This is a genomic window from Sulfitobacter rhodophyticola (assembly GCF_041281685.2).
Lineage (GTDB): Bacteria > Pseudomonadota > Alphaproteobacteria > Rhodobacterales > Rhodobacteraceae > Sulfitobacter.
Window position 1 is genome coordinate 2,561,534 of record NZ_CP166251.2, and the last position, 23,015, is coordinate 2,584,548.

At 61.6% G+C, this 23,015-nt stretch carries 20 protein-coding genes; 10 read left to right on the top strand and 10 right to left on the bottom strand.

Features of this window, described 5'->3' with window-relative positions; genetic code table 11:
- Positions 1–32: 32 nt before the first annotated feature.
- The 3 genes from AB4X18_RS13545 to AB4X18_RS13555 all read right to left on the bottom strand — a co-directional run bounded on the left by AB4X18_RS13545 (position 33) and on the right by AB4X18_RS13555 (position 3,496).
- Complete coding sequence (locus AB4X18_RS13545) at positions 33–1,286, bottom strand: ABC transporter substrate-binding protein (RefSeq protein ID WP_432816704.1); 1,254 nt, start codon at positions 1,284–1,286, stop codon at positions 33–35.
- Positions 1,287–1,559: 273 nt separating this feature from the next.
- Complete coding sequence (locus tag AB4X18_RS13550) at positions 1,560–2,306, bottom strand: SDR family NAD(P)-dependent oxidoreductase (protein ID WP_370400581.1); 747 nt, start codon at positions 2,304–2,306, stop codon at positions 1,560–1,562.
- A 14-nt stretch (positions 2,307–2,320) separates the two neighbouring features.
- The gene (locus tag AB4X18_RS13555; RefSeq protein WP_370400582.1) at positions 2,321–3,496 is read right to left on the bottom strand and encodes an L-rhamnonate dehydratase; all 1,176 of its coding nucleotides are present in this window, start codon (positions 3,494–3,496) and stop codon (positions 2,321–2,323) included.
- Positions 3,497–3,675: 179 nt separating this feature from the next.
- Here AB4X18_RS13555 and AB4X18_RS13560 point away from each other — a divergent pair, with 179 nt between their 5' ends.
- Positions 3,676–5,406: a hypothetical protein gene (locus tag AB4X18_RS13560; protein ID WP_432816705.1), complete on the top strand. Its 1,731-nt coding sequence runs from the start codon at positions 3,676–3,678 to the stop codon at positions 5,404–5,406.
- Between the two features lie 100 nt (positions 5,407–5,506).
- A complete protein-coding gene (locus AB4X18_RS13565) occupies positions 5,507–6,241 on the top strand; it encodes a FadR/GntR family transcriptional regulator (protein ID WP_370400584.1) in 735 nt (244 codons plus the stop codon).
- 2 nt (positions 6,242–6,243) lie between these two features.
- On the opposite strand, the gene AB4X18_RS13570 is transcribed toward AB4X18_RS13565, so the two are convergent.
- The 5 genes from AB4X18_RS13570 to AB4X18_RS13590 form a co-directional block, all read right to left on the bottom strand.
- Entirely contained in the window at positions 6,244–7,146 is a 903-nt protein-coding gene (locus AB4X18_RS13570) for an NAD(P)-dependent oxidoreductase (protein WP_370400585.1), read from the bottom strand.
- On the bottom strand, positions 7,143–8,231 hold the full coding sequence (locus AB4X18_RS13575; protein ID WP_432816706.1) for an ABC transporter permease: 1,089 nt from the start codon (positions 8,229–8,231) through the stop codon (positions 7,143–7,145). The genes AB4X18_RS13570 and AB4X18_RS13575 overlap by 4 nt, the downstream gene beginning before the upstream one ends.
- A complete protein-coding gene (locus AB4X18_RS13580; protein WP_370400588.1) occupies positions 8,228–9,223 on the bottom strand; it encodes an ABC transporter permease in 996 nt (331 codons plus the stop codon). The genes AB4X18_RS13575 and AB4X18_RS13580 overlap by 4 nt, the downstream gene beginning before the upstream one ends.
- A complete protein-coding gene (locus tag AB4X18_RS13585) occupies positions 9,216–10,712 on the bottom strand; it encodes a sugar ABC transporter ATP-binding protein (RefSeq protein ID WP_432817423.1) in 1,497 nt (498 codons plus the stop codon). The genes AB4X18_RS13580 and AB4X18_RS13585 overlap by 8 nt, the downstream gene beginning before the upstream one ends.
- Before the next feature lie 98 nt (positions 10,713–10,810).
- Positions 10,811–11,821, bottom strand: a complete 1,011-nt coding sequence (locus AB4X18_RS13590; protein ID WP_432816707.1) for a substrate-binding domain-containing protein — start codon at positions 11,819–11,821, stop codon at positions 10,811–10,813.
- A gap of 185 nt (positions 11,822–12,006) precedes the next feature.
- On the opposite strand from AB4X18_RS13590, the gene AB4X18_RS13595 reads away from it, so the two are divergent.
- A complete protein-coding gene (locus AB4X18_RS13595) occupies positions 12,007–13,050 on the top strand; it encodes a Gfo/Idh/MocA family protein (protein ID WP_370400592.1) in 1,044 nt (347 codons plus the stop codon).
- Positions 13,051–13,448: 398 nt separating this feature from the next.
- Positions 13,449–14,069, top strand: a complete 621-nt coding sequence (rpsD, locus tag AB4X18_RS13600) for a 30S ribosomal protein S4 (protein WP_370400593.1) — start codon at positions 13,449–13,451, stop codon at positions 14,067–14,069.
- 37 nt (positions 14,070–14,106) lie between these two features.
- Here rpsD and AB4X18_RS13605 read toward each other — a convergent pair whose 3' ends face one another.
- Positions 14,107–15,207: an acyltransferase family protein gene (locus tag AB4X18_RS13605; protein ID WP_370400594.1), complete on the bottom strand. Its 1,101-nt coding sequence runs from the start codon at positions 15,205–15,207 to the stop codon at positions 14,107–14,109.
- A gap of 10 nt (positions 15,208–15,217) precedes the next feature.
- Positions 15,218–16,183 carry a sterol desaturase family protein gene (locus AB4X18_RS13610; protein ID WP_370400595.1) on the bottom strand — a complete coding sequence of 322 codons (966 nt, stop codon included), beginning with the start codon at positions 16,181–16,183 and terminating at the stop codon, positions 15,218–15,220.
- A 200-nt stretch (positions 16,184–16,383) separates the two neighbouring features.
- Between AB4X18_RS13610 and hisC the strand changes: the two genes are divergently transcribed.
- The 6 genes from hisC (at position 16,384) to AB4X18_RS13640 (ending at position 23,012) form a co-directional block, all read left to right on the top strand.
- A complete protein-coding gene (gene hisC / locus AB4X18_RS13615; protein WP_370400596.1) occupies positions 16,384–17,466 on the top strand; it encodes a histidinol-phosphate transaminase in 1,083 nt (360 codons plus the stop codon).
- Entirely contained in the window at positions 17,463–18,383 is a 921-nt protein-coding gene (locus AB4X18_RS13620; protein ID WP_370400597.1) for a prephenate/arogenate dehydrogenase family protein, read from the top strand. The genes hisC and AB4X18_RS13620 overlap by 4 nt, the downstream gene beginning before the upstream one ends.
- Positions 18,380–19,177, top strand: coding sequence for an extensin-like domain-containing protein (locus tag AB4X18_RS13625; protein ID WP_370400598.1), 798 nt, complete (start codon positions 18,380–18,382; stop codon positions 19,175–19,177). Before AB4X18_RS13620 ends, AB4X18_RS13625 begins: the two co-directional genes overlap by 4 nt.
- A gap of 83 nt (positions 19,178–19,260) precedes the next feature.
- Complete coding sequence (locus tag AB4X18_RS13630; RefSeq protein WP_370400599.1) at positions 19,261–19,788, top strand: gamma-glutamylcyclotransferase; 528 nt, start codon at positions 19,261–19,263, stop codon at positions 19,786–19,788.
- A gap of 75 nt (positions 19,789–19,863) precedes the next feature.
- Positions 19,864–21,072 carry a biopolymer transporter ExbB gene (locus AB4X18_RS13635; RefSeq protein ID WP_432816708.1) on the top strand — a complete coding sequence of 403 codons (1,209 nt, stop codon included), beginning with the start codon at positions 19,864–19,866 and terminating at the stop codon, positions 21,070–21,072.
- Between the two features lie 2 nt (positions 21,073–21,074).
- Complete coding sequence (locus AB4X18_RS13640; RefSeq protein ID WP_370400600.1) at positions 21,075–23,012, top strand: peptidoglycan -binding protein; 1,938 nt, start codon at positions 21,075–21,077, stop codon at positions 23,010–23,012.
- Positions 23,013–23,015: the final 3 nt, after the last annotated feature.

The window sequence follows — 23,015 nt, forward strand, 5'->3', positions numbered from 1 at the left end:
AGACAACGGCCCGGACCCCTAGCAGTGCGGGATCAGTAGGACGACTTGCACTCGGGAACTTCCCGGCTGGGAAGCCCGATCGCACGGAATGCGGCCTCGTCGATACCCATCGTCTGGTTCACGTTTTCGATCACCTTGATCAGCTTGTTCGAAAGCGTGCCATCCTCGTTTTCCACCACTTCGGTCAGGAAGTTGGTGCCGATGGCCTGGCGGTTGCCGTCAAGCTTGATCTCACCGTTTGGTGCGTCGCTCAGGACAATCGTCGACAGGCATTGACGAAACGCCATCTGCCCATCGGACAAATCGCCGTTGACCGTCTCCATACACTCCGCCATCGCCATGGCGGCGTTGTAGTACCCTGTGGCCATCAGCGACGGGGAAGGGAAGCGATCCGCAGGCTCAAAGAGATCCTGATAGGCCGCTACGAAGGCTTTCCAGTTCTCATTGTCCCAGTCATCCGCCTGCGGCCCGGACGACGGCACACCGATCAACGCGTCCTTGGCCGACCCTTTGGAGTTCAGGACCGTGCCGTCCACCATGATGGTGCCACCGATCAGGTTGGCATCGCCGCCGGCCTGTTGATACTGGTTGAGGAAGTTCACAGCGTCACCGCCGCCCAACCCCAGATAGATGGCGTCGACGTCGTCAGGCAAAGCCGCGATGATGGATCCGAAGTCCTTCGTGCCAAGCGGCACCCAGAAACGCTCGGTGATCTCGCCACCGGCCTGGCAATACTCCAGAGCAAAGCCAAAGACTTGCGTGTAAATGAAGGAATAATCCTCACCGATGGTCGCGACGGTTTCATAGCCCTTTTCGTTGAACACATACTCGCCCAGACCGGCCGACCATTGCGCACCGTCCATGTTGAAACGGAAGAAGTTTTCCGATGGATCCACCCATGTGGTCTCCTGCGCGCCCGAAATGCCGTTGATGAACGTGACCTGGGGCTGGGTCTTGGAATAATCCCGCAGCGCAATCCCTTCGGAGCCGGACAGTGGGCCGATCAGAATATCTACCTTGTCCTGCTCAACCACCTTGCGGGCCGCACGAACCGCGCTGTCGGGGCTGGCGTCGGTCGCGGCGATGACGACTTCAATCTCGCGCCCGCCGGCCATGTTGCCCAGTTCGTCCAAAGCGACTTTGAAGCCACGCAAGCCATCCTCGCCCAGAACAGTATAGGTGCCTTCGAGAGTGGCCAAGAATCCGATTTTCAGCGGCTCAGCCTGTGCCACACCGGCCGCCATCAACGCGGCTACGGATATGGTTGTGAGGTTTTTGAATCGCATGTTGTCCTCCCTGCGATATTAAGATTGGCCTTAGGCGCGATTACCGCGCGACAGACCAATCCAGCCTGCGCCACAGACCGGGATTTCCACGTCCCAGAGAGTGACACGATGTAACCTCTGGTCTGATTTTTGCGGGGATATGCGTTTCTGGGCGCGGGAAAGTGACATCCCGGCAGGGGCGGGGGGGTGACGTCCTGTGTCACCGACAACGCCATGTCGGTCGGCCGTTCGCTCAACCCTCAGGCCGATACAAAGCAGGCTCGTCTTATCGCCTCAATAGGTCGCGCGCCCGCCAGACAGATCAAATACCCCACCCGTCGTGAACGAGTTCTCACCACTGCAGAGCCACGCGATCATCGCGGCTGCCTCGTCTATTTCAAGAAACCGACCACGCGGGATTTTCGACAGCATGAAGTCTATGTGCGCTTGGCTCATCTGATCGAATATCCGGGTGCGGGCCGCGGCCGGTGTGACGCAATTCACTGCGACGTTCACATCGGCAAGCTCTTTTCCCAGGGATTTGGTCAACCCGATCACCCCCGCCTTCGACGCGGAATAGGCAGAGGCGTTCGGGTTCCCTTCTTTCCCCGCGATGGAGGCAATGTTCACGATCCGCCCGTAGTTCTGCGCCCGCATCTGGGCAGCAAAGGCGCGGTTGACGTGGAACGTGCCCAGAAGGTTGACCGCAATGATCTGTTGAAACTCATCAACCGGATAATCCGCCAGCGGTCCGTTCGATCCCGCGATTCCAGCGGAATTCACCAGCACATCAACCCGCGCCCTCTGACCCATTGTTGCCGCATGGGCGTTCTGAACGCTGGACCAGTCAGCAATATCAACCCCGACGGCGACCGTGCCGCCGCCAATCTCCGTCGCTGCCTGCTGCGCCAAAGACTGATCCTGATCCCATATCGAAACGGACGCGCCACTTGCGACCAGCCGCTCCGCTGCGGCACGGCCAATACCCTGGGCGCCGCCGGTGACCACGGCGGATTGTCCGGAAAAATCAAAGGAGTTCATAGTTTTGCCCATCCTCACCGTGTCAGCTTGAACTCGGCAGGGTCCGGCGTCTTCAGCGATAACCCAAAGCCGGGGGATGTGTCATCCAACTGAACACATCCGTCCTGCGCCACCGGTTCGCCGTCGAAGATGTACCAGAAAAGCTCGTTGCCGACCTCAACCGGGACCTTCGGAAAGTACTCCGAAATAGGGGCCGCATAGGACGACATGGATATATGGTAATTGTGCATCTGCCCGGCGTGCGGGATCACTGCCACGTCATGGGCTTCACATAGATCAGCAATCTTTTTCGCAGCGGTGATGCCCCCCACACGGTTGACATCAAACTGCGCGATATCGAACGCCCCAAGGTCAAGCGCCTGCCGGAATCCGGTCAACGTGTATTCGTGCTCGCCCCCTGAAATGGCGACAAGGCCCATGGCCTTCAATTCGGCATAGCCCGCAAGGTCATCCGAGATCACCGGTTCTTCAACCCAGCGCAGATTGAACGGGGCAAGCTGGCGCAACATGCGCTTGGCGTATTCAAGGCTCCACCCCATATAGCAGTCGGCCATGATATCAACCTCGTCGCCCACCGCTTCGCGCACGGTGCGCACCAGATCAAGGTTTTTGGCGATGCCGCTCAAGCCGTCCTTGGGTCCCCAGCCAAAGCGCAGCTTGACGGCTGAAAACCCCGCATCCGCATAGGCTTTCGCCTCCCTGTGCAGACTTTCCAGCGGCTGACTATACAGGCGACTTGCATAGACCGGAAGCTGCGGTTTGGTGCGTCCGCCAAGCAATCGGAACACGGGTTGGTTCAGGATCTTGCCCTTCGCATCCCAGACCGCCAGATCAACCGCGCTGATCGCCGTCATACCGATGCCCTTGCGGCCAAAGGGCAGGGTGCGGCGGTACATGGATTGCCAGATATATTCGCTGTCCATCGGATCGGTCCCGATCAAAAGCGGTTTGAGGTACGTATCGATGGTGGTCTTGCAGGCATGCGGTGCCAGCGCCGCGTTGCCGATCCCGATCGTCCCGTCGTCGCATTCGATCTCCACGATCAACCACCCCAGGAAGCGAAACCCGGAGATCGAGCCGCTGACATCTGATACCAGATCGCTTGCCGTGGTGCAGAAATGCGGCGGCATGGGAGCGACGTCTCCAATCCACTCCCAGACGGTTGTTCGGACATCAGTAATCTGTGGCATCGGCTTCCCCACGTTGGCGAGGTTTGATTTCGCATAAATGATCTAACTTGTCAAACCACTTTACCAACTCTAGACTGGGCAGAGATATGTCCGTGCGGCCGATTTGCTGCAGTTCTCTTCATGTTGGTGCGCGGTGGTCAGTCCAAATTCAGTTCCAGAAATGCGAGAATGCTCCGACCATGACCTCCAGGAACCCCTCCGCCGCTGATCTCAAGGCAATCTTCGGGACAGATAGGAAACCAGATGCGGAAACCACGCATCGGCTCGGCTCTTTTGAGGTCACGATGGCGAACGGCCAGATCACCGCGATACACCGCGCCGGGCAGGAGATCGCACGTGGCTTGACCTATCTGCTGCGGGACAAGGACTGGGCCACATGCCCGGCGGACAGTGACATGCCTCATGCGGCTGGCAAGATCGACGTGCAGGGAAGGATCGATGCGTCGGGGATCGCGTTTTCCTATTCCCTGACGGTTGAACCCGATGGCCACGATGCGCTGACGGTCCGCAGCATCGGAGTGGCGAAATCCGATTTTCTGGCCAACCGCATCGGCCTGACCATCCTGCATCCCGTCCCTGACACGGTGGGCGTTCCGTTGGAAATCAGGCATCTGGGTGGCGGTCATACGCAATGCCAGTTTCCCCGGCACATTCAACCGTCTCAGCCAGCCTTCGATATCGCCGCGCTGTCCTATCCCTTGCCAGACGGGGCGACCCTTCAGATCACGTTCGAGGCGACCAATCCGGATGGCACGCCCGTCTGCTTCGAAATGGAGGACCAGCGCAACTGGGGGGATGCCTCTTACAAGACCTACATCGGCTCGCTTCTTGATCCGTGGCCGTTCGCAGTGAAGGCAGGCGCGGTTTTCAAGCAATCGATCCGGATTGCCGTTAGCCCCGCGTCAAAAGTGCGGTCAAAAACCAGGACGACCGTGCACAAGCCGCGGCCCTTCCGCCTGCCTGAATTGGGTGCCAGTATTCCCCTTGGTCAGGGACCCGAGGCGCTGCTGAATATCACGCACCACGGTGCGCCACCTGCGGCATTCGTATCGGCCTATCTGCGAAGCGACCGCATCGATCCCGACGACCTGCAGGCCATCAAAGACGTAGCGGAGTTGCTGTCCTGCCCGCTTCGGCTGGAACTGGAAATCCACGGCAAGCCAAAGGAAACAGTGCCGCAAGTCGCCCGCAAAATACGCGGCTGCGGCCTGAACGTCGCACAGATACTGGCTTGCCCGGCACCTTACCTCAAAAGCTATCAGCCCGGCGGCGACTGGCCCGATGTCGAACCTCTTGAGGTGTTTTACGCCCGTGTGCGCGATGGCTTTCCCACCGCCGCGATCGGCGGCGGCATGCTGACCTATTTCACGGAGATCAACCGCAAATGGCCGCCAACCGACACGATTGATTTCATTGGCCACGCCTACTGCCCGATCATCCATGCCAGCGATGACAAGACAATCCTGCAAAACGCCGCGACCCTGCCACTGATGGCGGATACGATTGCCGCACACGCACGGGGTCTGCCCTATGACCTCATCTCTGCCAGCCTGTCGATGCGCAGCAATCCCTACGGCGCAGTGCCCGTTCCCAATCCGGAGGGGCGGCGCATGGCCATGGCGCAGGCCGACCCCCGCGAAGGAGGTGCGTTTGCCGGGCTCTGGATGCTTGCCATCGCAGAAAAGCTTGGCCAGACCCACGCCCGGTCGTTCTGCGTTGGCGCGCTTGCCGGTCCCGCCTCAATCTATGACGCTTGCGCAAAAGACGGCAGGCGACCCTCCTTTGACGCGTTTGCGGCCCTCGCCAACCTTGCCGGAGCAGACCGTCAGACCTTCGATGCCGAGGTCGCGCGCCTTCGCACAACAACCTATGCGCAAGCCTGGGCCGCGCTGCGCCATTTGCACGTCTAGACAAGCACGCTCGACGCTCATAGGTCAGGTGGACTAGTATATGGTCAGACCATCTTATGATGATTTGAATGATGCGTTGCGCATCAGAATGGAGCCGAGAATGGAATTCGCCGAACCCTTCAGTTTCGACGCCGATCAAAAGATCAGAAAAGAGGGCGCCGCGGAAAAGGTTGTGCACCGGATCCTTGATCTGGTGAAATCCGGAAACCTCAAGGCCGGCGACAAACTTCCGGCCGAACGCAAGATGATCGAGATCTTCGGGCTGAGCAGGCCAACCCTGCGCGAAGCGCTGCGTTCTTTGTCGATCCTCGGGGTCATCGAAATGCGCCACGGCGGCGGTGCCTTCGTGACCGATCTTGATGCCCGATCGCTTCTCGGACCGCTGGATTTCTTCGTCAGCCTGTCAGCCGAGAACGCGCAGGAAGTCTTTGCCTGCAGGCGCATCGTCGAAGTTGAAGTCGCGAAGCTTTGTGTGGAAAAGGCGACAGAGGCAAACATCGAGGAACTGGATGCCATGGTGGCGGCACAGGAAAAGATCGCCTCTGACCCCATTGCATTCCGCATCCTTGACCTTGAATTTCATGAAAAGCTGTTCGAGATCGCGGGCAATTCCGTGATGGAGCGTCTGGCGCTTGGCTTCTACAACATGGGGCTGGAGGCGCGCCGCGCCGCGACTGCCAAACCTTCGGTGACCAAGCGCAGTGTCAAGGAACATCAGGCCATCGTTGCCGGTATCCGGGCGCGCAGCACCGAAGAAACCAGCCGCGCCATCGGCGCCCATCTTGATCACATCGAAGCCACCACGCTGGATGCCATGACGAAGGCGCAGAAATAGGATCAGCCGCCGTCTGATCTGAGCGTCACATCATATTTAGTGGCAAGGCTGCGGGGCAATTCGGGCAAATTGGCCTGTGCATCCCCGTTCTTGATCGCCTCGGCATAGATATCGCGCGTGGCCTGCAACAGGCCAAGGTCCATTCCTGCCGCGCGGGCCTCCGCATCAGCATCGGCAAGCACGTGTTCGGCCAGGGACAGGGCGAACTTGTGGGTTGTCGCGTCACCTGTGCGTACCCACCCCATGAAGGACTGGAAGAATTCGCAATCCATCCGGCTGGAGCTGATCAGCTTATCAAAAGCCTCCGGCGCGATACCGGCCTTTTTCGCCATCACGACGGCTTCTGCATAAAGTGCGGCATAGCCCAGCGACACCATGTTGTTGACGAGTTTCAGCATATGACCCGCGCCCAGCGGGCCGACATGCTGGACCGTATCAGTGAACGCATCAAAGACAGGGCGGACATGCGCAAGCGCCGCCTCCGACGCCCCCACCATGACCGACAATGTCCCCGCCCAGGCCTCCTTTGGGGAACGGCCAAGCGGCGCGTCAATAAAGGTAAGCGCAGGGAAATCCTGCGCGAGGGCCCGGATGGTATCCGGCCGCGATGTGGTGCAATCGATGATCGTGGTCCCCGCACGGGCATGCGCCCCTATGCCGTTCTCTCGACGGACCAGATCATCGACCTGTTCCGCCCCGGTGACACATAGGACGATCACGTCACAAACACCCGCCAGCCCCGCCAGATCCGGCGCCTCAACGGCGCCGTTCGACACAAGGTCATCCACCGCCTCCCGCCTGCGATGGGCCATCACCCTCAAAGGCTGGCCGCTGGCCAGAATGTTGCGGGCCATCCCGTGGCCCATGAAACCCAGACCAATGAATCCGATCTGAGGGTGTGTCACGGTGTCTGCCTCACCTCTTCCGTCGGGTTGGAGGGTGTGGAGGGTGCCGGTTTTGCCCTTGCACGGTGTGCCGCGGCAATGCGCTTGACGCCCATCACCACCAACAGCGTTCCGCCCCAGAACACCAGCGTCATCTGCGCGCTTAACCCCATCAGGTTGAACCCGCTTGAGATCGTCTGCAGGATGGCCAGCGCGACGACAAGACCCGCGATCCGCCCGAAACCGCCATAAGGATCAATCCCGCCCAGAATGGCGGCGAGGATCGTGATCAACAGATAGGATTGCGCGAAATCCGCCCCTGCCGAATTGAACCGCGACATCATCACCACTGCAGCGAACCAGCACAGCACACTTGACAAGACATAGACCCAGATCAGCACGCGCCGATCATCCACGCCCGAAAAGCGCGTCGCCTCAAGGTTTGAACCGATCATGTGGATGCGGATGCCCAAAGGCGTGCGGGTCAGCAGGACATGCACCCCAAAGGCCAGCACCAGAAACAAAAGGAACGACAGCGGAGTGCCCAACACGGTACTGTTTGAAACCGCAAGCAGGGGGTCCGGAAACCCCGAAATCGTCGTCCCACGGCCAAGATAGATCGACACCCCGTTGATCAAGGTCATCGTGCCCAGGGTAACAAGGATCGGATGCACCCCCAGCAGCGCCACCAGAAGGCCCGTCACCGCGCCAATGATCAAGGCAAGGATCAGGCCGCAGCCCAGTGCCGCGACAAGCCAAATCCAAAGCTCCGCGCCTTGCGCGTCCACGGGCATCTGCGTGGTCAGGATCCACCCCATCAGCAGGGCAAGCTGGTTCGACGTTGCGATGATCGCAAGGTTCAGCCCCCCCGATATCAGCGGGATCGCCATCGCCAGCGAAAGCAGGCCCAGTTCGGGGATCTGAAACATCATCGCCTGATAGGTCCCCGCCCGCGAGAAAGCTTCAGGCAACATGATCGCGAAGAACCCAAACAGCACGGCCCAAAAGATCAGAAGCCCAAACAGGTTGCTGCCGCGCGCCATTCTGAGAAATCCGTTCAGGACATCGCCGCCGCGTGTCGATCTGTCATGCTTCGCGCTGCTCATGTTGCCTCACCCGTTGGTCGGCGCCGTCGCCGGTTTGTGTTGAGACTGGTCAGACTGATCGAGATCAGGATCGTCAGCCCGATCACCACATCGAAAAAGAAGGGCGACACCCCCAGCAGGTTCAAACCGTTCTGCAAAATGGCAAGCAGAAGCACACCCAACACCACACCACCCATCGTCCCGATGCCGCCAACCAGACTGGCGCCGCCCAGAATGGCAACGGCCAGAACATTCAGTTCGGTCCCGGCCATGGCCGTTGGCACCGCTTGCCCGACCCGGTGCGCCTGAATGAAGCCTGCCAGCCCAGCCAGCGCCCCAAGATACCCATAGGCAAAAAGCTGGATGCGCAGGATGTTGAACCCCACACGGTTCGCAGCGTCCGGATTGCCGCCAAGCGCATAGACCCGCCGCCCGATCCGGGTGTTCTGCATCAGCACATGGGTCACGATCACCACGGCGACCATGATCACGATGGGCAGCGTGATGCGGACGAACTCGCCCGGGCCAAAATCCCAGCGTGCAAAGACGATCCGGTCCGCCCACCAGTCCGGCAGGTTGTAGATCTCTGACCCGCCGGTGATCTGGATGAGCAGCGCGAAATAGATGCTGGAGGTCGCGATGGTCACGATGATCGACCAGATCCGCAGGTAATGTGTCAGCAACGCATTGATCGCCCCCAGCATCAGTCCCAGCGTGCACGCCAGCCCGATCGCACCAACCGGCCCATATCCAAGCTCTGTCGCCACATAGGCCGCCAGATACTGGGCGGCCGATGCCACTGCGGCGAAAGAGATATCGATACCGCCGGACACCAGAACAACGAATACCCCGGCCGCAAGGATCGTCGTGACGGAATAGGCCTCGATCAGATCAGCGAAATTCGGGAATGTCAGAAAATAGGGGGAGGCGAGCGCGAAGATCACGCACAGGATCAGGATGATCAGGGCAAGGATGCTTTCGTGCCGGAGCAGGTGTCTCGACAGCCTATGCATAGACCGCCTCCTGCAACACGTCCTGCGACACCTGTCCGGGAATGAATTCACCGGCGATCCGACCTTTTCGCATATGCAGGACGCGATCGGTGTTGAAATAGACCTCCGGTATCTCGTCGGAGATCAGCAGGATCGCCATGCCTGCATCCGCCAGTTTGCGTATCAGTTCATAAATCCCGCGTTTGTTGCGGATGTCGACGCCAACGGTCGGACTGTCAAGGATCAGCACCTTGGGATCCGTTGCCAGCCATTTCGCCAGCACGACCCGCTGCTGGTTGCCGCCCGACAAGGTTGCTGCCGGCGATGCAACGTCCGACGCCTTCAGGTCAAGTTCGCGCACCCAATGCTCGGCCAACGCGCGCCGCGCGTCATCGCTCACCAGGCCCAGCCAGCCGCCAAGACGGTCCAGAACAGAAATTGCCACGTTGTCACTGATCGACTGGCGCAGGTTCAGTCCCAACGACAACCGGTCTTCGGACAGATAAGCGATGCCAGCCTTGATGGCCTCCTGATTGGAACGCAGCCGCAAGGGACGCCCCTCCAGCCAGACGTCTCCCCTGTCAAGCGGCGCCATCCCGAACAGCGACAGCGCCAGTTCCGTGCGGCCCGATCCCAGCAGCCCGGTCAGGCCCAGGATCTCACCACGTCGCAACGCGAAACTGACATCGGAAAACTCGCCATCGCGGCTGGCGTTGCTGACGTCCAGCAAAGGGGGCTCCGCCGGGATAGGTTTGGCCGTCACATCATGCACGATCTTGTCGCCGGACAGACGCTCTGCAAGATCATGGTCGCTCAGGTCACCCACATCGAACGTGCCCCCCATCACGCCATCGCGCAAGATTGAAACGCGGTCGGCAATTTCGGCGATCTCATCCATGCGATGACTGACAAACACAATCGTAACACCCATGCCGCGCAACCGCCGCACCAGCGTAAACAGCCTGTCGACCTCCGCCCGCGTCAAGGACGACGTCGGCTCGTCCATGAACAGGATACGGGCATTTGCGGTCAGCCCCCGGCAGATCGCCACCACCTGCCGCTGCGCCACGGGCAGCGATCCGACTGGCTGGTTCAGCGGCAATTCATGGTCAAGGCTGGCCAGCACATCCTGCGCAATCCGGCGCATCTGCCGATGTCCCGCGCGGCCCATGCCCGGACCCAGAAGCTGGTCGATGCCGATATTTTCCGCGACCGTCAGGTTCGGAAACAGGGACAGATCCTGATAGATCACCTGCACCCCAAGGCTCTTGGACAGACCCGGAGTCAAGTGGGGTTGTTCCACGCCATCAATCAGCAAATGACCACCGGGGTCAGCGGCATGCACGCCCGAGACGATCTTGATCAAGGTCGACTTGCCCGATCCGTTTTCGCCAACAAGGCAGTGTACCTCGTCCGCCTTGACCGACCAATTGACGTGGTCCAGCGCCCGCGTGCCGCCAAAGCTCTTGGAAACATTCCGCAGCTCCAATCGGTCCATGGCATCACTCACACTCAAGTCGTTTCTCCTGCCACCCAAGGATCCACAGGCACCCCGTCTTCATCCGGAGTGCCTGAAAGACGTACCCGCCAAGTCGGGAGGAAGTCCAATCAGATCAGCTCGGCAAGCGCGTCGATCGTCTCCGGGTTGATGTCGAGCATCTTGTTTGCCCGGATTGTCCGTGTCTCGGCCTCCACCTTGACCGGACCCAGCCCCGGAATGTCCATCCCATCCGTCACCTCGACACCGTCTGCCAGAAGCTTGCCAAGTTGAACCATGGCATATCCCGCGTCGATCGGGTTCCACAAAAAGCCGCGCGTGATCGCGCCGTCCTTCATCAGGCTCTTGCCTTGACTGGGGATGAACGGCCCCACGACCGTGACCCGGCCTATGGCTTCGCGGTCGGCAACGGCACGCCCGGCGCCGATAGGCCCGTTGGCCCCAAAGATCAGGATACCCTTGAGATCGGGAATGGCGCGCATCTGATCGATGGCCGTGTTGTAGCTGTCTTCGACACTGTTGGAGACGCCGAACCGGTCGCCGACCAGTTCCATGTCAGGATATTTTTCCTTCTGAAGGGCTATCGCCGCATCGGCCCACACATTGTGCAGCGTGACCGTCAGGCCACCGACGTAAACGATATATTTGCCCTCACCGCCCAAAGCCTCGGCAAAGGCTTCCATGTGGGCTTCGCCGAACTCGTCATTCTGGATCAGTTCAATGTCCCAATCGGCATTCTTCTGGCCCGGCTGCTCGTGCACCACGACCTTGATCCCGGCGTCCTGTGCGCGCTTGAACACGGGCTCCAGCGCGGCACTGTCATTGGGGATCACGCCGATCACGTCGACCTGTTGTGCGATCAGGTCCTCGACGGCACGGACCTGCTGGGCCACGTCATCGCTGGTGGGTGCGATCATCCACGCTTTGATGCCCAACTCTTCGCCTGCTTTCACAACGCCTTTTTCGACGTTGTCAAACCAGGGAATACGCACCTTCGCGACCACCCCGATCTCCGTCTGGTGCGCATCGGCAAGCGCGGATGTCGCTGTTGTCGAATAAAGCGTGGCAAGCGCCCCCAGCGACAGCGCAGCACGGATTGTTCCTCTGCGTGTAATCATCATCAGTCTCCTCCCATTGGCGTCCGTCGACAGATCATCGCCAAAGCTTGAACGAAAATTGGACAGACCATTTCATTTATGCCAGATTATCCTCGTTCGTCAACAGCAGGTGTCGCAGCTTGGGTGCGGACCGCAAAAGGTGGCCCTGTCGTGGGGCCATTTTCGATAGGAAAACAAAGGATAATCAGATGGCAAGACGCTGCCGGATAGGGGTCGTCGGGTGCGGGTTCTTCGCGCAGAACCACCTGCATTCATGGAAGTCCCTCGCGGGTGAAGGCGCTGAACTGGTTGCGGTTTGCGATCTGTCAGAAGAACAGGCCAAAGCCGCCGCGCGCAGCTTTTCAGTGCCCGCCGCCTATACCGACATGGCCGATATGATCTCAAACGAGGCGCTTGATCTGGTCGATATCGTCACGCAAGTGAACACACATCAAACGCTCGTCAGCATGGCCCTCGACGCCGGAATTGCGACAATCGTTCAAAAGCCGTTTGGTCTGTCGCTGGCCCAGTGCCAAGAAATGCTGGCCCAGTCGCGCGCCACCGGGCAGTTCCTTGCGGTACACGAGAATTTCCGCTTTCAGCACCCGCATGTGATGATCCGGGAAATCCTGTCCGAGGGCCGGATCGGAGATCCGACATGGGGGCGGATCAGTTTCCGCACCGGCTATGATATCTACGCAGGACAACCCTACCTGCGCGCCGAGGAGCGGTTCATCGTGACGGACGTCGGCGTACATGTCCTCGATCTGGCCCGTGTCTTTTTTGGCGAGGTCCGTCATCTGTCAGCCGAACTTCAACGCCGCAATCCGGATGTGAAGGGGGAGGACACCGCGACAATGACGCTCCGCCATCGCTCCGGCGCGGTCAGCGTGGTCGAATGCACCTACGGCTCGCGCCAACAACCAGACCCGTTTCCCGTCACACTGATCGAGATTGAAGGCACGACCGGTGCGCTCAGGCTCGACGCGGATTTGAAACTCTCGATATCGTCCGGCGGCACAACGGAGGTCATCGATACGGACGCTCCGGTTCTGGACTGGGCGGAACGGCCCTGGCACGTGGTACAGCACAGCGTTCAGGTAACCTGCCACCATATTCTGGAATGTTGGCTGGCCGGTGTCCCGGCGTCGATTTCGGCCGAGGACAACATCAAGACCTATGCGCTCTGTGACGCGGCGTACAGGGCTGCCACCGAAGGGCGCAACGTGCGACCCGAATGCGAGCGCCCCTAAAGCGCGCATCGGGATCTGATCAACCGATGTGGGGTGCCGGACGCCATGTCATCGCCGATCGGCGGCGCATCAAGAGCCCCTTGCGGTGGTCGACACTGCTGCAGGGATGACATTCTGCAATTGTTTGCGGTGTCGGTTTTCAGGCCAGCGGAACAGCTGTCCGCTCAACACGGGTAGGCAGGCAGATGGGGTGCCACCCATGCGGGCGCAACAGGCATTTCCGCACGTCCACCACACGCCCCATTGACACCCTTCCAAAACCCCCGTAAAGCCGCGCTTTCATTGGTGTTGGTGGCCCCCGCAAGGGGATGCCTGTCGGGGGAGACCCAGAGGACAACGCCCTTCGCATGCGGGTTACCCATGGGTAACGCGTTAACATAATATGAAGGAGAACAGCTGTGACCAAACGCACCGCTGCCAAGCACAAACTCGATCGCCGCATGGGCGAAAACATCTGGGGCCGCCCAAAGTCCCCCGTCAACCGTCGCGAATATGGCCCCGGCCAGCACGGTCAGCGCCGCAAGGGCAAACTTTCCGACTTCGGCATTCAGCTGCGCGCCAAGCAAAAGCTCAAGGGCTACTACGGCGACCTGACCGAAAAGCAGTTCCGCCGCATCTACGGCGAAGCGGAGCGGGTGAAGGGCGATACCGGTGAAAACCTGATCGGCCTGCTGGAGCGTCGTCTGGACGCGGTGGTCTACCGCGCCAAGTTCGTGGCGACCGTTTTCGCTGCCCGCCAGTTCGTCAACCACGGCCACGTCCGGGTGAACGGCAAGAAGGTGAACATCCCCTCCTACCGCGTCAAGGAAGGCGACGTGGTCGAAGTCCGCGACCGGTCCAAGCAGATGGTTGCGCTGCTCGAAGCCACACAGCTGGCAGAGCGTGACGTGCCCGATTACATCGATGCCGATCACTCCAAGATGACCGCGACCTTCGTGCGCACCCCCGGTCTGGGCGATGTGCCCTATCCGGTGATGATGGAGCCGAACCTCGTCGTGGAATTCTACGCGAAGAACTGATCTTCGCGGCACCCTCCAAGGTCAACAGAAAGCCCCGTCAGTGCGACGGGGCTTTTTTCGTTTGTGCGCTGCGCTGGGCCAGCCAGGCGCGTTGGTCGCGCAGGGTGCGTTCGAAGACACCGGCAAAGGCATAGCAGGTCAGCGCCACCAGCCCCAGCAACAGCGCGTCATCAACTACAGTCACGCCACTGTCGGGCAGGGCGGGGCCCAGGAATTGCAACAGCGGATAGTGGAAGAGGTAGAGCGAGAAACTGCCCCCCGCGAGCCACGGGATCAGCCGCCCAGAAGGGCGCGCTGCACGGCGCCGGGTCAGGGCAGCGACCCCCAGCAAGTGGAGAGCCACGCAGACGGCCAGAAGGTTGTTCCAGAGGAATTCATCCGAAAACCGCAAGCCGTCGACCACCTCCGCAGGCAAGGCCATGGCCGTGACGCCGCGCAGCGCCTCCGGCAGCCCCAGCACCAATGCGCCCGCATAGACCAGCGGCAGACCCCAGACCAGCAGCGGGATCAGCCGTTGCTGCGGCAGCAGGCCACGGTCCAGACAGCGCCAGACCCAGACGCCCATCAACCATGCAGGCATCAGCAGCAGGATGTTCAGGCCAACCAGCCAGACACCAAGCACCAGCAGCACGGCGCGCAGGGCACCGGTCAGATACCATGCCACCGCAAACAGCGCGTAATAAGCGACCTCGTAGCTGAGCGACCAATAGGGGCCGTTGGTGCCCAGCCGGGCCTCCAGCCCGCCCCATTCGTTGGTAAAGCTCAGCCCGCGGGCAAGCTGTTCGGCCAGCGGCAGGGGGGCATAGAAGGGGCTGTCGTAAAAGTCGGGGAAAAGCGCCATGCCCATGCGGTCCAGCAGGTATCCGAGCAGGAGCGCAGGCAGCGCGACGGAAAGAAGCCGCGTGGCGCGGTTGAACGCGAACTGCCGCCCGGCATGGTCCTTGGTCTGCGCCACAAAGGCGATCACCAGACCCGACAGCACGAAAAACAGCACCACCGCATCCGATCCCAGGTTCAATTCGCGCACCCAAAGGTAACGTCCTTCGGTAAAGCGGGGATAGGCGAAGTGCGATATCAGAACGACGAAGGCCGCGCCGAAGCGCAGCACGTCGAGGTAATTTGAGAAGCCCCGGTTCATCTGCTCTGTCTCATTCTGCGGGTGTCACAGGGTCAGGCTCCGCCGGGGGCGCGGGCTTGCGGCGCAGGGTGGCCAGCGACTGCCGAATGGGTACCATCAGCGCGGTGCGCAGGCTGTCGTGAGGCTGCGGGATGCGGTTGCCGTCTGCGTCACCAAGGCCAAAGGCAATCTCCTCGCGCTGGTGACAGAGGTAGAGCGTGCCGAACATCCAGTCCCAGATCGCCAGCACTTCGCCGTAATTCTTGTTGTAATGGCGCAATTCGATCGAATGGTGGACCTGATGCTGCGCGGGAGAAATGAAGACATGTTCCATCACCCGCCCGAAGCTGAGCCAGACATGGCTGTGGCGCAGGTTGGCGGCAAAGGCGTTGAAGATCATGTAGAAGGCGTTCACGCCCAGCAGCAGCGGGATGCTGATTTCGGACACGAAAAGGGACAGAAGCAGGCCCTGCGCGGTGCCGACGATCACGCCTTTCACAAGTGCGGCGAAAACATCGTAGATCGGGTGTTTGCGGTAAACGGTGATGGGCGTCATCACTTCCGCCGAATGGTGCACGGCGTGGAAGGGCCAGAGGGTCGGGTGTTCGTGGTGAACGCGGTGGATCCAGTAGGTTGCAAAGTCATTCGCCAGCAAAAGCAGCAGGCCGATGACCCAGGGCGACAGGTCCATATCGCCGGAGACATGGCCGCCCAAAGCGCCCACGATGCCCGCGCTCACGACGGACATGATTGCGATTTTCTGGAACAATCCCAGAAGGTTGAGCGCACGGCTGACCACGAAAAGCTGGATGTCGACCATGTGGGACTTGTGCAGATACATCTTGGCCGGGAACAGCCAGCGGACGAATGATCCGGTCTGCTTTTCCTTCCGGTAGATGAAGAAGGCCAGCACGATCATGCCCGGAAGATAAATTGGCCAGAGCCTGCTGTGGGGCCCGCCGAGGACGGTCTGAAAAATCTCTAGCATGGTATCCATTGTTTCGGTCTTCCTGCGTAATGCGCAGCCAGTCAGAAGGATTGTTTGAGCGATTTCTATCGCCGGAATTTGGCACCAAAATGGCAGGAGTGTGCTTTGTCGGGGCAGGGGGCGCGCAGATTGGCGCAGGTCAAATTCCGCGCTGGCAGTGGCTTGCCCATGACGTTAGAACCCTTGCACAACAAGGAAAGACCGTCTTCATGACCCAGATCGTGCCACAGCCCGGCATCATGGACATCGAGCTTTATGTGGGGGGCAAGTCTGCCATTGCGGGGCGGACCGATGTGCTCAAGCTCAGCTCGAACGAAAACCCGCTTGGTCCGGTGCCTGCCTCGGTGACGGCTGCGGCCGCTGCGGCAGTGGACATGCATCGCTATCCGTCGACCGATCATGCGGGCCTGCGTACCGCCATAGGAGAGATCTGGGGGCTGGAGCCCGCGCGGATCATTTGCGGCGCCGGGTCGGACGAGGTGTTGCAGTTCGTGGTGCAGGCCTATGCGGGAGAGGGGGATGAAATCATCCATACCGCGCATGGGTTCTCGCTTTATCCGGTGCTCATTCGGATGGCGAGCGCGACGCCGGTCTGTGTGCCGGAGGCGGAGCGCCGCGTGGATGTGGATGCGATCCTTGGCGCGATCACGGACCGGACGAAAATCGTGCTGCTGACCAATCCGGGTAATCCCACCGGCACGCGGTTGCCGGATGCGGAACTGGCGCGGCTGGTCGATGGCATTCCCGAACATATCGTGCTGGTGATCGATGCGGCCTATACCGAATATGCGGACGGATATGACGGCGGTGTGTCCTTTGCCGCGACAAGGCCCAACGTGTTGATGACGCGGACGTTTTCCAAGATCTACGGTCTGGGCGGCTTGCGCATCGGCTGGGGATATGGCCCGCAACAGATGATCGACGTGATGACCCGCCTGCGCCAGCCCTTCAACCTGTCCACCGTTCAGCTTGCCGCCGCAGAAGCGGCGGTGCGCGATACCGACTGGGTCGCGCGGTGTCAGGCATTGAACGCAGACCAGCGCGCGCGGCTGGTGGGGGCCCTTGGGCAGCTTGGCATTGCCTGTGATCCGTCGGAGACGAATTTCGTGCTTGCCCGGTTTGCCGATGAGGCGGAGGCGGCATCGGCGGAGGCGGCATTCGTGGCGGATGGCATCCTGATCCGCCGGGTCACGGGATACGGATTTCCAGAAGGGCTGCGGATCACCGTGGGGGATGTGGACCAGACCGGCCGCGTGATTGAGACCCTGACCCGTTGGCGGAACGCGGCATGAGCGTTGTATATGAGCGTGTCGCCCTGATCGGGCTTGGCCTGATCGCGTCTTCGATGTTCTGGGCGATGAAACGCGGTGGATTGGCGGGAGAGGTGACGGGATTTGCCCGCTCCGCCGAGACGCGGGACACCGCGCGAGAGATCGGCCTGTGTGACCGGGTCTGCGATACCGTGGCGGAGGCGGTCGAGGGCGCTGATCTGGTGGTGCTGTGTGTGCCGGTGGGCGTGATGGGCAGCGTCGCGGCGGAGGTCGCGCCGCATCTGAAACCCGGTGCGACGGTATCTGACGTGGGATCGGTCAAGGCGGACGTGCTGGCGCAGGTCGGCCCGCACCTGCCGGATCACGTTCATTTTGTGCCTGCGCACCCTTTGGCAGGTACGGAGCATTCCGGCCCGCGGTCGGGTTTTGCGTCGCTGTTTGAACATCGCTGGACCATCTTGGTGCCGCCCGAGGGCACGGACCGGGCCGCGACGGACCGTTTGCGCACCCTTTGGGAGGGGTTTGGCGCCTTCGTTGATGAGATGGAGCCGGAGCATCACGATCTGGTGCTGGCCGTGACCAGCCACGCGCCGCACCTGATTGCCTATACCATGGTCGGCGTGGCCGATGACCTGCGCCGGGTGACGGACAGCGAGGTGATCAAGTATTCCGCTGCGGGTTTCCGTGATTTCACGCGGATTGCGGCATCCGATCCGACGATGTGGCGCGATGTGTTCCTGTCAAACAAGGAAGCGACGCTGGAAGTGCTGGGGCGGTTCACCGAAGAACTGTTCGCCCTGCAACGGGCGATCCGGCAGGGCGACGGGGATCATCTGCATGATTATTTCACCCGGACGCGGGCCATCCGGCGCGGGATCATCGAGGCCGGACAGGACACCGATGCGCCGAACTTTGGCCGTGCGGGGCCGAAGCCGTGAGGCGTGCGGCGCTGATTGCCGCGATGCTTTGCGCGGGGCAGATGGCGATGGCCACCGGGCCTGCGGTTTCGGAACGGCCGGTGCAGCGGGGCGGGAACGTGGTACAAAAGCCGCTGGTCCTGCAACCGGGTGGCGCCATTGCGCGACCCGCGCCGAGTGCTGCGCAGGAAGAAGCGCGGGAGCGGGGCGGATTGTTCCAGTCGTTGCGGCCGCTGTTCCGGTCCAAAAGGGTGGAAAGCGAGGGCCGCGCGTCCAAGCGGGCGCGCAGGCGTGGGGCGGTTTGCGGGGATCTGGCCATTCAGGGCGAAGCGATCGGCAAGGTACCGGGGCGCATCCGGGGCTGCGGGGTGAAGGACGCGGTGCGGGTGCGGTCGGTGTCCGGCGTGGCCCTGAGCCAGACGTCCGTGATGGACTGCAAGACAGCCGGTGCATTGAAAACATGGTTGGAAAATTCCGCCAAACCGGCATTGGCGCGCAAGGGCGGCGGGCTGCAGAGCCTGCGCGTGGCGGCCCATTACGCCTGCCGGACGCGCAATAACCAGAAGGGCGCGAAGATTTCCGAGCATGGCAAGGGGCGCGCCATCGACATCTCCGGCTTCAAGCTGGCCAATGGGTCAGAGGTGACGGTGCTGCGGGGCTGGAATGCCGCGGGTACTTCCAAGGCGCTGCGGCGGATGCACCGCGATGCCTGCGGCCCGTTCGGCACGGTGCTGGGCCCCAATGCGGACCGTTTTCACCGCGATCACTTTCATTTCGACACGGCGCGGTATCGGTCGGGCAGTTACTGCCGTTGAGTGGTCGATGACCCCTTTTATTCACTGGCGTGATGCGCTTTACCCCGACATTGAACAGGAAAAGTGCGAAGGAACGGTGGATCATGGCGCTTTGGGTATTTGGGTATGGATCGTTGTTGTGGAACCCCGGTTTTGACGTGGCGGAGAGCGTGATTGGCACGCTGCCTGGCTATGCCCGGTCGTTTTGCATGCGGTCGATCCATCATCGCGGGACCGAGGAAAATCCGGGCCTCGTGCTGGCGCTGGATCATCAGCCGGAGCATGCCTGTTCCGGCATGGCCCTGCGCGCGGCACCGGGGACGGAAGACGCGACGATTGCCTATCTGCGCGAGCGGGAGTTGATATCGTCAGCCTATCTGGAAACGAATTTGCAGGTGACGCTGGCGGATGAACGGGTGGTGGATGCGGTGGTCTATGTCATTGATGAGGCGCATGAGCAGTACTGCGGCGGGCTGCCGCTGGAAGAGCAGGCGCAGATCATTGCGCAGGCGGTGGGCGGGCGCGGTCCGAACACGGAATATCTGTACAACACGGCGGAACATCTGACGTCTGTGGGGTTGCATGATGCGGACCTTGACTGGCTCTGTGCGCGGGTGAAATCCCTTCAATGATAATGTCTTGGGCTTGCCGCGCTTTTCGGTATAGGCTGCCCGGAAGACAGGCAAACGGGTCAGGAACAAGGCCAAATGGCGCAGCCAGACCAGAAGGGTAAATTGCAGTTTTCGCAGCCGGTGCGGCAGATTTCGTTGATGCTGATCGTATTGGCGTTGACGGCAGGTGGTGCGTTTCTGGCGCTGCCGTCGGTGATGCCGATCTTTATCGAGAATCCGTATCTGAACGGCGTGATCTTCGCGGTCTTCGTGATCGGTGTGCTGGCGTGTTTTTATCAGGTTTTTCAGCTGATTGGGTCTGTCCGCTGGATTGAGAACTTCGCATCGGACAAGCCTGATCCAACGACGGTGGCCCCGCAGCTTCTGGCGCCTCTGGCGTCACTGTTGCGCCAACGCGGCGCGCGCATGCAGGTGTCGGCCACATCGACACGGTCCATTCTGGATTCGGTGGCCAGCCGGATCGATGAAGCGCGCGAGATCACGCGATACATCGTCAACATGTTGATTTTCCTTGGCCTTTTGGGAACATTCTATGGTCTGGCGACGACCGTGCCCGCTGTCGTGGACACGATCCGCAGCCTTGCCCCCTCCGAAGGCAGCGACGGCACCGGCGTGGGGGTGTTCAACCGGTTGATGACGGGCCTTGAGGCGCAGTTGGGCGGCATGGGCGTGGCATTCGGGTCGTCCCTGCTGGGGCTGGCCGGATCGCTGGTCGTGGGGCTGCTGGAGCTGTTTGCGGGCCATGGGCAGAACCGCTTTTATCAGGAACTGGAAGATTGGCTGAGTTCGATCACCCGCGTCGGTTTCAGTTCGGGCGAAGATGGTACGGCCGATGGTGGCGCCATTGCCGCCGTCGTGGACCAGATGGCTGAACAGATGGACAGCCTGCAAAGGGTGTTGACGCAGTCGGATGTAAGCCGGGCGCTGGTTGACGAAAAGCTGGGCAAACTGGCGGATGCGGTCGACCGCATGACCGAACGGATGGAAGCGAACGCCATCGGGCAGGGGCCGCTGGACCGGATCGCCGATGGGCAGGACCGGATGATCGCGGCCCTGCAGAAACAGCCTGCCGATGGCATCGACGCGGAAAGCCGGATGCGGCTGCGGTCGATCGACGTGCAGATCCTGCGGATTCTGGAAGAGATTTCAGCAGGCCGTCAAGAGACAACGGCGGAGTTGCGGCATGATCTGCAACAGCTGATCCGCGCGGTCAGCGGTGATCAGATGGCAGAGGCGCGGCGCCGCCTGCCGGGCCCCTTGCGCCCGGGTGGCAAGGGGGGCTGAGCATGGCCCTGTCGCGGCGCAACGGCACGCGGTTTCAAAGCTCCATCTGGCCGGGATTTGTGGATGCGATGACCGGCTTGCTGCTGGTGCTGATGTTCGTGCTGACGATCTTCATGATTGTGCAGTTCGTGCTGACAGAGCGGATCACCGGACAGGAATCGGAACTGGACGCGCTGGCGGGCGAAGTTGCCGCGCTGGCGCAGGCGCTGGGGCTGGAGGAACGCGAGACCGCGCAGTTGGAGGCGCGGTTGGGGGCTTTGAATGCCTCGCTCAATTCCGCGCAGGACCGGTTGGATGATCAGGCCGGGCGGATTGCATCCCTGACGGCGGAGCGGGATCGGACGGCGGCGGCGCTGACCGGGGCGGAGGCGCGGATCACCGATTTCGAGGCACAGGTCGCGGGATTGTTGGCGGAGCGGAACAGCGCGCGGGGGCAAGTGGCCGATCTTCAGGCGCGGGAGGCTGCGTTGCTGGACGCGCAGGAGGCGTTGAATCTGGCGCTTGCGACGGCCCGCGATGAGGTCAGCGCGCAGGAAGAAGCGGCGCGACTGGCCGCCGCGCGCCGGGAGGCGCTTGATGCGTTGGTTGCCGACCTGCAGGCGCGCAATGCCGAGACCGAAGCGCAGGTAGCGGATTTGCAAAGCGATCTGGCCGACCAGGCAGAGGCGCTGAGCGCGGAGGAAGCCGGGCGTCTGGCCGAGGCCGCAGCGGCAGAGGCGCTGCGCGAAAGGTTGCAGAACGCCGATGCGGAACTGACCGCGATGACGCTGGCGCTGGAGGAACAGCGGCAGCAGGCGGAGGACACACTGACCCTTTTGGCAGCGGCCCGCGCCGCGGAGGGTGATCTGGATACACGGTTGAGCAATGCGCTTTTGGCGTTGGAGGAGGCGGAAACGGCTGCGGAGACTGCAGCACAGCGCGCCGATGTGCAGGCGGCCCTGGCAGCCGAACAGGAGGATGCGCAAGCGCAGTTGCAGGCCCGATTGGCCGAGGTCGAGGCCGCAAACGAGACGCTGCGCGCCGAAATTGCCGCCCTGCGCGGTGATCTGGATGCGGACGCGGTGGACCGGGAGGCCCTGCGCGCGCAACTGGCACAAGCGCTTGCGGCCAAGCTGGCGGCAGAGACGCTGGCGCAGGATACGACCACGGCAGCGCAGAAACGTGCGGCCCTGCTGGCAGAGGCGCAACGGGCCCTGTCGGCGGAGGAGGAGATCAGTGCGGAAGCGCAGCGGCAGACCGAATTGCTGAACCAGCAGGTTGCCGCCCTGCGCCAGCAGTTGGGAGAGTTACAGGCGCTGCTGGATGATGCGCGGGAGCGGGACGCGGCGAAAGAGATCGAGCTGCAGTCGCTCGGGTCGGACCTGAACACCGCGTTGGCGCGGGTGGCGGTGGAAGAGCGCAGGCGCGCGGCACTGGAAGCGGCAGAGCGGGTGCGTCTGGAAGCCGAAGCGCGGGCCCTTCAGGAGCAGACCAAGGACCTGGAGCAATACCGGTCCGAGTTCTTCGGGCGGCTGCGCGATTTGCTGGGCACGCAGGAGGGTGTGCGGATCGAAGGGGATCGTTTTGTGTTCTCCTCCGAGGTGCTGTTCCCACCCGGAGAGGTCGTCCTGTCCCCGGACGGGCAAGCCGAGATCGCCAAGGTCGCGGGCATTCTGCGCAGTGTCGCGGATGACATTCCGGCAGAGATCGACTGGGTGCTGCGCGTCGATGGGCATACCGATGACGTGCCGCTGTCGGGGCTGGGTGAATTCGCGGACAATTGGGAGTTGAGCCAGGCGCGCGCGCTGTCGGTGGTCAAATACATGATCAGCGCGCTGGGCATCCCACCGGGGCGGTTGGCGGCGAATGGCTTTGGGCAGTATCAGCCGGTGGACCGGGCCGACACCGATGAAGCGCGGGCAAAGAACCGGCGGATCGAATTGAAGTTCACTGAAAAGTAGGCG